This window comes from Streptomyces sp. NPDC048566 (genome assembly GCF_043199735.1).
Classification (GTDB): Bacteria; Actinomycetota; Actinomycetes; order Streptomycetales; family Streptomycetaceae; genus Streptomyces.
Genome location: NZ_JBICWL010000011.1, coordinates 44,061 through 56,536, shown reverse-complemented (window position 1 = coordinate 56,536; position 12,476 = coordinate 44,061). Strand labels below are relative to the sequence as shown.

The following is a 12,476-nucleotide window of genomic DNA, read 5'->3' as shown; positions in this document are numbered from 1 at the left end:
GCGACCGGGCGCGCTCCGGGGCCGGCCGCGCTCATCCATCGGGAGGAATCACCCGGGCCGCAACGGGGCCGGCCGCATGTGCGTCCCCGAAGGCGGGGGGGTTGTCGTGTTCGCTGCCCCCATGCCGCCTGGTTCGCGTGCGGTCCCCCGCGGGGAGCATCTCAGGGGCACGAGGGCGAGCGGGGGGGCCTGAAGTGCACGACAGGACGGGTGGAACAGGGGTCCGGATGCGTACGACAGGGATGAAGAGATCGGTGGCCGCGCTCGCCGCCCTCGCCGCGCTGAGCGGCTGCACCGGGCAGGCCGTGGACGCGTCGGGCAGGACCGTGCCGCCGGTGCGGATCGAGGGGTCACTGGCCCCCGCCGAGACGAGCGACGGCAAGCCCGCGGCCGGGGACCGCAAGAGCGCGCCCGCCGCCACGCGGCCGGCGCCGGCGAGGGTCCTCTGGTCGCGCGGCGACCGGGGGGACGACGTCCGCTCGGCGCAGGCCCGGCTGCACCAGGTGGCGTGGCTGATCACTCCGCCGACGGGGACGTACGACGACCGGACGGTCGCGGCGGTCAAGGGCTTCCAGCGCAAGCGGGGGCTGGCGGACACCGGGCGGCTGGACGCCGTCACCTGGCAGCGGCTGAAGGGGATGACGCACGATCCGGCCGCCTGGGAGCTGTACCCGTACGGCGGGCAGCCCGCCGCGGCGCCCGACCCGCGCTGCATGACGGGCCGGGTGCTGTGCGTCAGCAAGACCAGCCGGACCCTGCGCTGGATGATCGACGGCAGGACCGTCTCGGAGATGGACGTGCGGTTCGGCTCGCAGTACACGCCGACCCGTGAGGGCGTCTTCACCGTCTACTTCAAGTCACGCCATCACGTCTCGACGCTCTTCGACACGGCCATGCCGTACGCGATGTTCTTCAGCGGCGGCCAGGCCGTGCACTACTCCGCGGACTTCGCCGCGCGCGGCTACTACGGCGCTTCGCACGGCTGTGTGAACGTCCGGGACGAGCGGAAGGTGTCGGCCCTGTTCGCGCAGGTGAGGACGGGCGACAAGGTCGTCGTCTACTGGTGAGGCGGAAGCCGCGGGGCCGGGGCGGCGGGCGTGTGCGGCGCGGGGGGGGCCCGGGGGGCCGGTGGCCCCCCCCCCCCGGGGGCGGCGCCCGGGGGGGCGGGGGGGCCCCCCCCCCCCGCCGGGGGGGGGGCGGCGGGGGGGGGGGGGGGGGGGGGGGGGGGGGGGGGGGGGGGGGGGGGGGGGCCGGGGGCCCCCCCCGCGCCGGGTGCGCGGAGCCGTGAGTACGGGGGGAACCCCGGCTCCGCGCGAGGGCCGATGACCAGTCGGCTCATTCAGTACTGCGTCACGGCGGCCGAAAACGTCACACCCGGCCGGAGAAAAGTTCAAGGAAAAACGAAACCCCAGGTCAGCGGCGTACCGTCCGGTCGGCCCACGGGCCGTGCACCCTCGCCGAGGACGCCGCGCGCGTCCGCGCCCCCGGCCCGCGCGTTCCCGCGACCGGAGCCGCGGCGGCTCACCGGAGGGCGGTCACCGAGGGCTTCGGCGCAGGCCGCGGAGGCGAGGCGTCCGCCGGCCGGAGGGGCAGCAGCCGGAGGAAGCCGGGGCGCGCCGGAGCGGAGACGCCCTTGCCGCCCCAGCCGCCCCCGCCACCGTGTCCCGCGTGGTGGCCGTCGTCGTCGCCCTGGTCGCCCTGCTCACCCCGGCCGCCCTGTTCGGAGCCCTTGCCGTCGTCCTGCCGGCCGTCGCCGCCGGTCCCGCCCGCCGCTGAGCCGTTCGCGGCGGGCTGCTTGAGCAGGCTCGCGCAGTACAGCCGGACCCGGTTGCCGCCGCCCGCCGCGTGTTCCAGGAACCGGCGGCGGTCGTCGTCGACCTTCTTGCCGTCGAGGACGTCGCGGCAGGAGGCACGCGCCCGGCTCAGCCAGGCGGGCGTGCTGCCGGCGCTCGCCGGGGCGTCGGCGCCGGGAGGGCCGGACGGGGTGCCGGTGCCGCCGGTCGCCGAGGCGTCGCCGGACGGCCGGTGCGTCGCGCCGTCGGGCGCCGGGACCACGGAACCGGCCCCCGGGGAGACCGTGGGCCCCGCGGGGGCCGGCGACCGGTCGGGGGTGCGGACGGCCGTGACGGAGGCGGCCGGGTCGGGATGCTCGTGGGTGAACGGCGTCGGCAGCGCTCCGGTTCCGGCCGCGACGGCGACTCCGCCGACCATCCCGGCGGTGAGCACGGCGGCGAGCCCGAACCGGGCGGGGCGCCCCCAGCGCGTGCGCCGCGCACGGGCGACGGGCCGTCCGAGGCGGACGACACCGGCGTCCGCGGAGTGCGCGCCGGGGCGGCCGAGGCCGTGCCGGCCACGCGGCGCGGCCACCTCCTCGCCGCTCTCGCGCGCCTTGCGGAACGCGGCCAACGCCGCTGCCTCGCCGGGGAGTTCGTCGCAGGTCGGAGCGGTTTTCGGAGTCAGCGCGCCGAGCACCCCGGCCAGCCGCTCCAGCTGTTCGCGGGCACCTTCGTCGACGGCTTCCAGCGGCTCCCCGCGCAGCAGACGCTCCGCGGCGTCGGCGTCCAGCCACCTGTCCTGCTCGTCGGCCATCACATGTCCTTCTGCGTCCGCGGACGCGTATGCGTCACACCGGCGGACGTCACCGCGCGGCCGCGCGATCCTCGTTGCTGGGGAACGGCGTCGAGTGCGCCGGGAGATTCCGCATCCGCGCCGAGCAGCTCGGCGAGCCGCTTCAGACCGCGGTGCGCCGCCGTGCGGACGGCGCCCGGGCGCTTGCCGAGGGTCTCCGCGGCGGTCTTGGCGTCGAGGCCCACCACGACCCGCAGGACCACGGCCTCCGCCTGGTCCTGCGGGAGCCGGGCGATGAGCGAGAGGGTGCTGCCGGTGGCCAGCGACTCCATGGCCTCGACGGCGGTGTCGGACTCGGCGGGCCGGCCGGTCAGTTCGGTCTCGTCGCCGCCTATGGCGGGGCGGCGCCCGCGCATGCGTATGTGGTCCAGGGCCCGGTTGCGGGCGATGCGCGCGGCCCAGCCGCGGAAGCGGTCGGCGTCCCCGCTGAAGCGCTCCAGGTCGCGGGCTATCTGGAGCCACGCCTCGGACGTGACGTCCTCGGCGTCGGGCTCGCCGACCAGCGTCCGCACGTAACCGAGCAGCCGCGGGTGCACGGCGCGGTACACGGTCCGGAACGCGGCCTCGTCCCCGTCCTGCGCAGCACGCACCGCGGCGGTCAGCTCCGCGTCGTCCCCCAGCACCCCCGCGCCCCTCTGTTGCCTGTCGCGCCCCGTCCGGTCGCGCTGTCGCCGGCCGGTCCCGCCGTCGTCCGTCCTCGATGCGCCGCCGCGGTCCCGGGCTCCCCGTGGTCCTGGGCTCCCCGTGGTCCTGGTCCGGTCGCGGGCACCGTGGTCACGGTTCCGTCGGTCCTCCGCACCCGGCGCGAAAGGAACGTTACGGCCTGAAACCGTTCCCCGTCCATGTTCGTACAACGCGCAACTAACTCGTGACACAGCGGGGTGTGACACAAAACGCAGTCGCGGCGCTGTACTGAGTACGGGTCGCCGCGCGGCCCGTGCCGCGCGACGGTCGGGGCCTCTCCTGTGGGGGGTGGCGGCCCCGGCCGTTGCCATCGGCAGCACGTGCGGGCACCTGTTCCGGCGCCGGCCCGCACCGCGTACCGGCCCGCCGCGCCTCCCCGGCCGCCCCGTCGCGACCGGCGCCGTCCCGCCCGGTCCCCCGGCCCGCGCCCGCTCCCCCGCGGCCCCCGGCCCGCCCACGGCACTCGTCCGGCTCCGCCGCCGCCCACCTCGCGGCCCGCGGCGCGGGCGTCATCCCGCCTCCCCCGGCGCCGAGGGCGCGCCGTCCGTCCCTCCCTCGGCCGCGAGCCGGCGCGCCAGCCGCTTCAGACCGCGGTGGGCGGAGGTGCGCACCGCGCCCGGCCGCTTGCCGAGCACCCGCGCCGCGGCCGGCCCGTCGAGGCCGACGACGACCCGCAGCAGCACCGCCTCGGCCTGATCCCGCGGCAGCCCGGCGACCAGGTGCAGGGCGTGCTCGGTGGACAGCGACTCCAGGGCCTCGTCGTGCGTGCTGTGCCGGCCGGGCAGGTCCAGCACGTCCTGTTCGAGGGGCGTGCCGCGCGGACGGGCCTTCAGCCGCCGCAGGTGGTCCAGCGCGCGGTGCCGGGCGATCGTCGCGGTCCAGCCACGGAACCCGGCGCCGTCCCCCCGGAACCTCCCCAGGTCCCGGGCGATCTCCAGCCACGCGTCGGACGCCACGTCCTCCGCGTCGTCCCCGACGATCCCCCGCAGGTATCCGAGGAGTCGCGGCTGGACCATCCGGTACGCGGCGGCGAAGGCGGCCTCGTCCCCCTGCTGCGCCCGCGCGACGGCCACGCCCAGTTCGCCGTCGTGCGGCTGTGCGCGGCGGGGTTCCCCTCCCTGGCCCAACACTGTCCTCGTTCACGCCGAGTTCGCCCGAGTGTGCGACCGCCGGCCCGGACCACCGCGCCGACGCTCTCATGGTCATCAGCGCCGGTCCCCACGGAAATGTCACAGCACGTCAGCCGCCCGGCCCCGCCCGGGCCGCGGGCCCGCCGGGCCACCGGCGGGAGCGGTGCCGGCGCGCTCGCGCCGCCGCGGCGGGTCCGTCCGGGCGGGGGCACGGCGGCGGCCTCAGCGGACGGCCTCCCGGCACAGCAGGCGCAGGGAGCCCTCGCCCGTGTAGGCGCGGCGGGCCTCGTCGATGGGGTCCCAGTCGCGGCCGTCGGGAGTCCGCAGCCGGTGCCGGCCGCCCGTCTCCCACCATTCGGCACCCGTGCGGCGGGCCACCACCTCGCCGGCGTAGGCGCCGAACCCGCGCAACACGCTCTCGACCGCGGCGTACGGCGCCCCCTCCCGGCGTATCTCCTCGATCACGCGGTCGACCCTCCACAAGCTCTGCGCGGAGTAGTCGAGGCGCAGCCGAGCGCCCTCGCGCATGGTCGCGACCGCATCGGCCGCCCAGCGCACGGGCTTCGTCGCGGCAACGGGTCTGGTTGTCCGTGTAGCGTTCACACTTCGTAGAGCGCGGCGGGAGCGGGATGCGTCACCCGGCCGGGTGCGGCTGCGCGAGATGGGCCCAGGACCGCCACCGGGACCCCGGGAACGTCACAGGAACCCCGCGGGGACACGGGTTTGGCGCCCGGCGGCCCGGGGGAAGGCGGCGCCGGGCCCGTCCCGCCGTCGGCGGGAACCGGCTACGACCGCCCCCGGGCCCGGCGCGAGACCACGGCCCGCAGCACGCGCCGCGCCTCGACCGAGGCGTCCAGCACGAAGCGCAGTCCGCCCGTGCCGTGCTCGTCGAGGAGTTCCAGCACGAGGGTCTGGCGGCGCAGTTCGGCGGCGACCAGCGGGGACAGGCCCTCGGTGCGCCCCTCCTCGCGGACGGTCGGCCAGGACGTGGAGTCGTCCGCGTGGTCGAGGCGCCGGTGCGCCCGCAGCGCGGTCAGCGAGCAGGCGTCCGCCCAGGCCCGCAGCTCCTCCTCCGAGGGCCGCACGGGAACGGTGTCGAGCATGAGGCGGGCGAGGACGGCCGCGTGGTCCTCGTCGGTCGCCGGCGGCTCGGGCGGTCCCGCGTCCAGCTTGGCGCGGGCCTGCGCCAGACGCGTCTCCCAGTCGGCCCAGAGGTCCTCGTCCGCGAGGCACGCCCACAGGGGCCGCAGGATGTCGTCGTCGCCGCCCAGCAGCGGCACGCACCGATCCAAACAAGCCAGACCACTCGCCGCCAGACTTCTCTCGTCGGCCCGAGCGATCAGTTCCACCAGACTCATCACGACTCCCTCGAAATGCCTCGACAGGGCGCCCTCGCCTTACGGAGCCCGCACTTCCCCTTACTGCGTGCGACGGTCCAGGAGTGTCACAGCGACACCGGGCGGTGTCGACCGAGGGAGCCGAGGAACGGGTTTCGGCCACCTCGCGACGACGTGCCGCGGGCCCGCCGGACGTCCGGCGCCCCCGCGCCGACGCTGCCCCGCCGTGGGCGCGGGCGGGCAGCACGTCCTGGAACCGGCCGACGCGTCCCCCCGGTCGGGTCGCCTCGGCGGCTGGGTGCCGAATAGACCACACGGGTGAGGTGGTTGACCAGAGAAGCGGACGAACCGGTGCCCGTCGGACGCGGGTCGGCCGGTCGGCCCGGTCGCTCCCGGGAGCGCTCTCCGGCGTCCCGCGCGGGGTGCTCCCGCCCGAGGAGGACGGTGCGAACGGCCGCCGGGGCGGCGCCGGGGGCGAGCACCCCGGGCCGGGCCGCGCGCGGCCCGGGCCTCAGCCCAGCCGCTTCGCCAGCGCCGAGAACTCCGACCAGGACAGCTCGGGCTTGCCCGGGTCCCAGAGCTTCTGGACCGTCGCGCGCAGCGGCATGCGGATGCCGGCCGCGACCTGGTCCTGCGTCTGGGCGTTCGAGAGGTCGCACCAGACGGCGAAGGAGCCGCCGAGGATCTGCGCGTCGTACCGCGCGGGGACCGGGTCCGTGCCGCGGAGTACGAGCGGCGTCCACTGCTCGTAGATCCGCTGCCCGGTCGGGTAGACGAAGGTCTGCGGCTCGCCGAGGACGTAGTAGAGGAACTCGTCGTTGTAGTTGATCACCTTGCGTCCGGCGCTCAGGTACTCGGCCGGCGGCCGGGCCCCGATCTCCTTGCCGGTCCAGTAGGCGACCTGGAGGCCGTCGTCGGCCTGGACCGTGCCGCCCCGGAAGAACCCGTCGTTCCAGGCGCGCGCCGTCCGGTCGTGCCCCTGGACCACGGCGGCGCGGTCGTTCAGCCAGCCCGTCGCGAGGTCGGCGACGCTCGCGTTCGCGCCGTACTTGTTCCGGGCGGCGGCGGCGAGCTGGGGGAAGGAGGCGGCCGGGTTCGCGACGGTCAGCGCCTGGTACTCGTCGCCGCCGATGTGCCAGTAGGCGCCGGGGAACAGGTCCGCGTACTCGTTCAGCAGGTCGTCGACGAGGTCGGCGGCGGCCGGCTTGGAGATGTCGACGGCGCCGCGCGTGGCGGTACCGGAGACGTTGCGGAGCTGGAGGTCGGGGTGCGCGGCGATGACCGCGCCGAGGTGCCCGGGCGAGTCGATCTCGGGTACGACGGTGATGTGCCGGGAGGCCGCGAGGGCGACGATCCTGCGCACCTCGGCCTTGCTCAGGTGCTCCTTCGACACGATCTCGGGGTGGGTGTCGGACGCGATGCGGAAGCCCTGGTCGTCGGAGAAGTGCAGGCCGAGCTGGTTGAACTTCAGGTCCCCGAGCTCGCGCACCCGGTCCTCGATCCAGCCCGCGGTGAAGTGCTTGCGGGCGATGTCGAGCATGAAGCCGCGCTGCGGTTTCGCCGGCCGGTCGTTGACCACGCCCTCGGGGGCGGTTCCGCCGCCGTGCACCTCCTGCTTGAGGGTGCGCGTGCCGTAGAAGACGCCCGCCTCGGCGGGTCCCTTGACGGTGACCCGGTGGTTCCTGACGGTCAGCGTGTACGACTCGGGTCCCCCGGTCCCGTCGTTCAGGCCCAGCTCGACGTCGCCGTCCCGGGCGTCCTCCCGGCCCGCGTAGGTCAGCTTCAGTTCGCCGGCCAGCAGCTTGCCCTCGTCCGCGAGCGCGGCGTCGTCCACGACGACCCGGCCCCCCGAGGCCGGGCGCCAGCCCGGTCCGCGGGCCGCGGTGTGCTCCCGCACGGCCGGTATGGTGCGCGGCGCCTCGGAGAGCGGGTAGCTCCTGGTGGGCGAGGGGCTGGCGCTCGGCGACACGCCGGCGGTCGCGGCCTTGGACGGGTCGGCCGCGCTCCGCTCACCGCCGCCGCCGGGCCAGACCACCGCGGCCACCGCGACGACGCCCGCGACCGCGAGACCGCCCGCGGCCGTCCGGGTCCGCCACCACGCCTGCCGTCGCGGCGCCCGCCGCCTGCCACCCGTCACGCCGCCACCCTCATTCCGTCGTCGAGGCCGCTCCCCGGGGAGGTCCTGTCCTCCATCCAGGTGTACTCCTCCATTCCGCTGTCCACCTCTCCACTCCACCGCGCACTCTTCTCCGGCCGCCACCGCTGCCGTCCACCGCCGGTTCCGAAACTCTCCCGTCCGGGTGAAATCCAGGCGTCGGTCGGACAGCTCCGGTCACACCTCGATAGCGTGGCCGGCACAGGTTTCACTTGTTCCCCTGCCGAAACACACGCATCGCGCGCACGTCACGCTCACCGACCGTCCGCGCCCGTCGCCCCACCGCCGAGGATCCACGCTGACGTCCCACCGTCTCCCTCCTCTCCCCGGCCAGGTCGCCCTGCCCGTCCAGAAGAGCGCGGAGCCGTCCCCGGCCCGCCTGGACGGGTTCAACGGCGCGCCCGCCGAGGAGATCATCCGCGCCCTCCTGACCTGCTGCCGCAGCCCGCGCTGGGCACACCGGCTGGCCGCCCACCGCCCCTATCCGGATCTCGCGGCGCTGCTCGCCGCCTCCGACGAGGCGGCTTACGACCTGACCCCCGCCGACCTGGCCGAAGCGCTGGCGGGCGAGTCGCTGGCCCCGCTCCCGGACGGGGCGTACTCCGCCGCGCACACCGCGCTCGGCGCGGCGCACGCCGCCTACGAGAGCAAATTCGGACATGTGTTCGTCATCTGTCTCGACGACGTCCCTCCCGGTGAGGCGCTGGACCAGGTGCTCGGCGGCATCCGGTCACGGTTGACGAACGATCCCGAGGAGGAGCGGGTCACCACCGCCGAGGAACTGCGGCGGCTGGCCCGCGGGCGGCTGTCCCGGCTCGTCACGGACGGTACCCGCACCCCGCGCACCGCCGGCACGGGGTGCCCGTAATAGCCCGAACGTGGCTGATTGATTGCCGGTTTGATCACATTGACAGGGCCGCTGTGAGCGTTCCGACAACACGTCGCTACGATGGCCGGGGCCGGTGGACCGTACCCGGCCGGGCCCGTCCGACACAGAAGCCGGCGCGGCCCCAATCCCCGCTCCCGGAGGGTTCTTCCGTGCCGGCTGGAACGCTGTACCGCGGCCGGGAAGGAATGTGGTCCTGGGTGGCTCACCGAGTCACCGGCGTCCTCATCTTCTTCTTCCTGTTCGTCCATGTCCTGGACACCGCTCTCGTGCGTGTCTCCCCCGAGGACTACGACAAGGTCGTGGCCTCGTACAAGACCCCGATCGTCGCGCTGCTGGAGTACGGCCTCGTCGCCGCGATCCTCTTCCACGCGCTGAACGGCCTGCGCGTCATCGCCGTCGACTTCTGGTCGAAGGGCGCGCGCTACCAGAAGCAGATGCTCTGGTCCGTCCTCGGTATCTGGGTCGTGCTGATGGCCGGGGCGCTCTACCCCGTCCTCGGGCACGCATTCCGCGAAGTCTTCGGGAGCTGACGCAGATGTCCACCACTGACACCGCCGCTTCCGGCATCGGTCCCGTCGAGGGGTCCGGAGAGTTCTCGGCGTACAGCGCCGACAACCCGGCCCCGTTCATCGAGGCCCCCCGCAAGCGCACCAAGAAGACCCCGAAGTCCACCCGCGGCAACTTCGAGATGTACGGCTGGCTCTTCATGCGCCTGTCCGGCATCGTCCTGGTCGTCCTGGTCATCGGCCACCTGCTCATCCAGCTCGTCCTCGACGGCGGCGTCTCCAAGATCGGCTTCGCCTTCGTGGCCGGCCGGTGGGCGAACCCGTGGTGGCAGGTCTGGGACCTGGCCATGCTGTGGCTCGCCATGCTGCACGGCGCCAACGGCCTGCGTACCGTCGTCAACGACTACGCGGAGCGGGCGAACACGCGCCTGTGGCTGAAGGGCCTGCTGTACACCGCCACGGTGTTCACGATCCTGCTGGGCACGCTGGTGATCTTCACCTTCGACCCGAACATCCGCTAGGCACGGGGCTGAGGCAACCACTGATGAAGATCCACAAGTACGACACCGTCATCGTCGGCGCGGGCGGCGCCGGCATGCGCGCCGCCATCGAGGCGACGAAGCGCAGCCGCACCGCCGTGCTGACGAAGCTCTACCCCACCCGCTCCCACACCGGCGCGGCGCAGGGCGGCATGGCCGCCGCGCTGGCCAACGTGGAGGAGGACAACTGGGAGTGGCACACCTTCGACACCGTCAAGGGCGGTGACTACCTGGTCGACCAGGACGCCGCCGAGATCCTGGCGAAGGAGGCCATCGACTCCGTCCTCGACCTGGAGAAGATGGGCCTGCCGTTCAACCGGACGCCCGACGGGACGATCGACCAGCGCCGCTTCGGCGGCCACTCCCGCAACCACGGCGAGGCGCCGGTCCGCCGGTCCTGCTACGCCGCGGACCGCACCGGCCACATGATCCTCCAGACGCTGTACCAGAACTGCGTCAAGGAGGGCGTGGAGTTCTTCAACGAGTTCTACGTGCTCGACCAGCTCATCACCGAGGTGGACGGCGTCAAGCACTCGGCGGGCGTCGTCGCCTACGAACTGGCGACCGGTGAGATCCACGTCTTCCAGGCGAAGTCCGTGATCTACGCCTCGGGCGGCACCGGCAAGTTCTTCAAGGTGACCTCCAACGCGCACACGCTGACCGGCGACGGCCAGGCCGCCGTCTACCGCCGCGGGCTGCCGCTGGAGGACATGGAGTTCTTCCAGTTCCACCCGACCGGCATCTGGCGCATGGGCATCCTGCTGACGGAGGGCGCCCGCGGTGAGGGCGGCATCCTGCGCAACAAGGACGGCGAGCGCTTCATGGAGAAGTACGCGCCGGTCATGAAGGACCTCGCGTCCCGTGACGTCGTCTCGCGCTCCATCTACACGGAGATCCGCGAGGGCCGCGGCTGCGGTCCCGAGGGCGACCACGTCTACCTCGACCTCACGCACCTGCCGCCGGAGCAGCTGGACGCCAAGCTGCCCGACATCACGGAGTTCGCGCGCACCTACCTCGGCATCGAGCCCTACACGGACCCGATCCCGATCCAGCCGACCGCGCACTACGCCATGGGCGGCATCCCGACGAACGTCGAGGGTGAGGTCCTGTCGGACAACACCACCGTCGTCCCCGGCCTGTACGCCGCCGGCGAGGTCGCCTGCGTGTCCGTGCACGGCGCCAACCGCCTCGGCACGAACTCCCTCCTGGACATCAACGTCTTCGGGCGCCGGGCGGGCATCGCCGCCGCGGAGTACTCGGCGAAGGCCGGCTTCGTGGAGCTGCCGGAGGAGCCGGCCGCGCAGGTCGTCGCCCAGGTCGAGCGCCTGCGCGACGCCACGGGCACCGAGCGGGTCGCCGACATCCGCCGGGAGCTCCAGGAGTGCATGGACGCCAACGTGATGGTGTTCCGCACCGAGCAGACGATCAAGACGGCGGTCGAGAAGATCGCGGAGCTGCGCGAGCGCTACCGCAACGTCTCGATCCAGGACAAGGGCAAGCGGTTCAACACCGACCTCCTGGAGGCCATCGAGCTGGGCAACCTGCTCGACCTGGCCGAGGTCATGGCCGTGTCCGCGCTGGCCCGCAAGGAGTCCCGCGGCGGCCACTACCGCGAGGACTACCCGAACCGCGACGACGTCAACTTCATGCGCCACACCATGGCGTACCGCGAGGTCGGCGACGACGGCACCGAGTCCATCCGTCTCGACTACAAGCCGGTCGTCCAGACCCGCTACCAGCCGATGGAGCGTAAGTACTGATGGCTACTCCCACCCTGGACAAGGCGGACGCGGCCGGCGCACCCGAGCCCGGTTTCGCCGACTCCCCCTACATCACCGCCACGTTCCGCATCCGCCGCTTCAACCCGGAGATCTCGGCGGACGCGGTCTGGGAAGACTTCCAGCTGGAGATCGACCCCAAGGAGCGTGTCCTCGACGCGCTGCACAAGATCAAGTGGGACCAGGACGGCACACTCACGTTCCGCCGGTCCTGCGCGCACGGCATCTGCGGTTCGGACGCCATGCGGATCAACGGCAAGAACCGTCTGGCCTGCAAGACGCTGATCAAGGACCTGAACCCCGAGAAGCCGATCACGGTCGAGGCCATCAAGGGCCTGACGGTGCTGAAGGACCTCGTGGTCGACATGGACCCGTTCTTCCAGGCGTACCGCGACGTGATGCCGTTCCTCATCACGAAGGACACCAACGAGCCGACGCGCGAGCGCCTGCAGTCCTCCGAGGACCGCGAGCGGTTCGACGACACCACCAAGTGCATCCTGTGCGCGGCGTGCACGTCGTCCTGCCCGGTGTTCTGGAACGACGGCCAGTACTTCGGTCCGGCCGCCATCGTGAACGCCCACCGCTTCATCTTCGACTCGCGCGACGAGGCCGGCGAGCAGCGGCTGGAGATCCTGAACGACAAGGACGGCGTGTGGCGTTGCCGCACGACGTTCAACTGCACGGACGCCTGCCCTCGCGGCATCGAGGTCACCAAGGCGATCCAGGAGGTCAAGCGCGCGCTGATCACGCGTCGCTTCTGACCGCCGCGCAGCAACGGCCGAAGGGCCCCGCTCCCCGCCGGGAGCGGGGCCCTTGCGTGTTCGGCCGCC

Annotated in this window: 12 protein-coding genes; 6 read left to right on the top strand and 6 right to left on the bottom strand. The window is 73.7% G+C overall.

Annotated elements, in window-relative coordinates; genetic code table 11:
• The first annotated feature begins 227 nt into the window (after positions 1-227).
• Positions 228-1,067 (top strand): L,D-transpeptidase family protein, encoded by an 840-nt coding sequence (locus tag ACGFS9_RS18695; protein WP_393254463.1) that lies wholly within the window; start codon positions 228-230, stop codon positions 1,065-1,067.
• A 454-nt stretch (positions 1,068-1,521) separates the two neighbouring features.
• Here ACGFS9_RS18695 and ACGFS9_RS18690 read toward each other — a convergent pair whose 3' ends face one another.
• The 6 genes from ACGFS9_RS18690 to ACGFS9_RS18665 all read right to left on the bottom strand — a co-directional run bounded on the left by ACGFS9_RS18690 (position 1,522) and on the right by ACGFS9_RS18665 (position 7,916).
• A complete protein-coding gene (locus ACGFS9_RS18690) occupies positions 1,522-2,589 on the bottom strand; it encodes a hypothetical protein (RefSeq protein WP_393254462.1) in 1,068 nt (355 codons plus the stop codon).
• Positions 2,589-3,251 (bottom strand): RNA polymerase sigma factor, encoded by a 663-nt coding sequence (locus tag ACGFS9_RS18685; RefSeq protein WP_393254460.1) that lies wholly within the window; start codon positions 3,249-3,251, stop codon positions 2,589-2,591. The genes ACGFS9_RS18690 and ACGFS9_RS18685 overlap by 1 nt, the downstream gene beginning before the upstream one ends.
• Before the next feature lie 570 nt (positions 3,252-3,821).
• Positions 3,822-4,439 carry an RNA polymerase sigma factor gene (locus ACGFS9_RS18680; RefSeq protein WP_393254458.1) on the bottom strand — a complete coding sequence of 206 codons (618 nt, stop codon included), beginning with the start codon at positions 4,437-4,439 and terminating at the stop codon, positions 3,822-3,824.
• 225 nt (positions 4,440-4,664) lie between these two features.
• Complete coding sequence (locus ACGFS9_RS18675) at positions 4,665-5,045, bottom strand: hypothetical protein (RefSeq protein ID WP_393254457.1); 381 nt, start codon at positions 5,043-5,045, stop codon at positions 4,665-4,667.
• 182 nt (positions 5,046-5,227) lie between these two features.
• Positions 5,228-5,800 carry a hypothetical protein gene (locus ACGFS9_RS18670; RefSeq protein ID WP_393254455.1) on the bottom strand — a complete coding sequence of 191 codons (573 nt, stop codon included), beginning with the start codon at positions 5,798-5,800 and terminating at the stop codon, positions 5,228-5,230.
• Between the two features lie 490 nt (positions 5,801-6,290).
• Positions 6,291-7,916: a glycoside hydrolase family 20 protein gene (locus tag ACGFS9_RS18665; RefSeq protein ID WP_393254453.1), complete on the bottom strand. Its 1,626-nt coding sequence runs from the start codon at positions 7,914-7,916 to the stop codon at positions 6,291-6,293.
• Between the two features lie 316 nt (positions 7,917-8,232).
• Here ACGFS9_RS18665 and ACGFS9_RS18660 point away from each other — a divergent pair, with 316 nt between their 5' ends.
• The 5 genes from ACGFS9_RS18660 (at position 8,233) to ACGFS9_RS18640 (ending at position 12,407) form a co-directional block, all read left to right on the top strand.
• The gene (locus ACGFS9_RS18660; protein ID WP_393254657.1) at positions 8,233-8,802 is read left to right on the top strand and encodes a 2-oxo-4-hydroxy-4-carboxy-5-ureidoimidazoline decarboxylase; all 570 of its coding nucleotides are present in this window, start codon (positions 8,233-8,235) and stop codon (positions 8,800-8,802) included.
• 170 nt (positions 8,803-8,972) lie between these two features.
• Complete coding sequence (gene sdhC, locus ACGFS9_RS18655) at positions 8,973-9,353, top strand: succinate dehydrogenase, cytochrome b556 subunit (protein WP_393254452.1); 381 nt, start codon at positions 8,973-8,975, stop codon at positions 9,351-9,353.
• Positions 9,354-9,358: 5 nt separating this feature from the next.
• A complete protein-coding gene (locus ACGFS9_RS18650; protein ID WP_393254450.1) occupies positions 9,359-9,850 on the top strand; it encodes a succinate dehydrogenase hydrophobic membrane anchor subunit in 492 nt (163 codons plus the stop codon).
• Between the two features lie 23 nt (positions 9,851-9,873).
• Positions 9,874-11,628, top strand: coding sequence for a succinate dehydrogenase flavoprotein subunit (sdhA, locus tag ACGFS9_RS18645; RefSeq protein WP_393254448.1), 1,755 nt, complete (start codon positions 9,874-9,876; stop codon positions 11,626-11,628).
• Complete coding sequence (locus ACGFS9_RS18640) at positions 11,628-12,407, top strand: succinate dehydrogenase iron-sulfur subunit (RefSeq protein ID WP_393254447.1); 780 nt, start codon at positions 11,628-11,630, stop codon at positions 12,405-12,407. The genes sdhA and ACGFS9_RS18640 overlap by 1 nt, the downstream gene beginning before the upstream one ends.
• Positions 12,408-12,476: the final 69 nt, after the last annotated feature.

What these genes read in the sequence shown, in the direction of transcription:
- sdhA (WP_393254448.1), top strand. Translation starts at nt 9,874, where the DNA reads ATGAAGATCCACAAGTACGACACCGTCATCGTCGGCGCGGGCGGCGCC.
- ACGFS9_RS18640 (WP_393254447.1), top strand. Translation starts at nt 11,628, where the DNA reads ATGGCTACTCCCACCCTGGACAAGGCGGACGCGGCCGGCGCACCCGAG.
- ACGFS9_RS18650 (WP_393254450.1), top strand. Translation starts at nt 9,359, where the DNA reads ATGTCCACCACTGACACCGCCGCTTCCGGCATCGGTCCCGTCGAGGGG.
- ACGFS9_RS18690 (WP_393254462.1), bottom strand. Translation starts at nt 2,589, where the DNA reads ATGGCCGACGAGCAGGACAGGTGGCTGGACGCCGACGCCGCGGAGCGT.
- ACGFS9_RS18695 (WP_393254463.1), top strand. Translation starts at nt 228, where the DNA reads ATGCGTACGACAGGGATGAAGAGATCGGTGGCCGCGCTCGCCGCCCTC.
- ACGFS9_RS18670 (WP_393254455.1), bottom strand. Translation starts at nt 5,800, where the DNA reads ATGAGTCTGGTGGAACTGATCGCTCGGGCCGACGAGAGAAGTCTGGCG.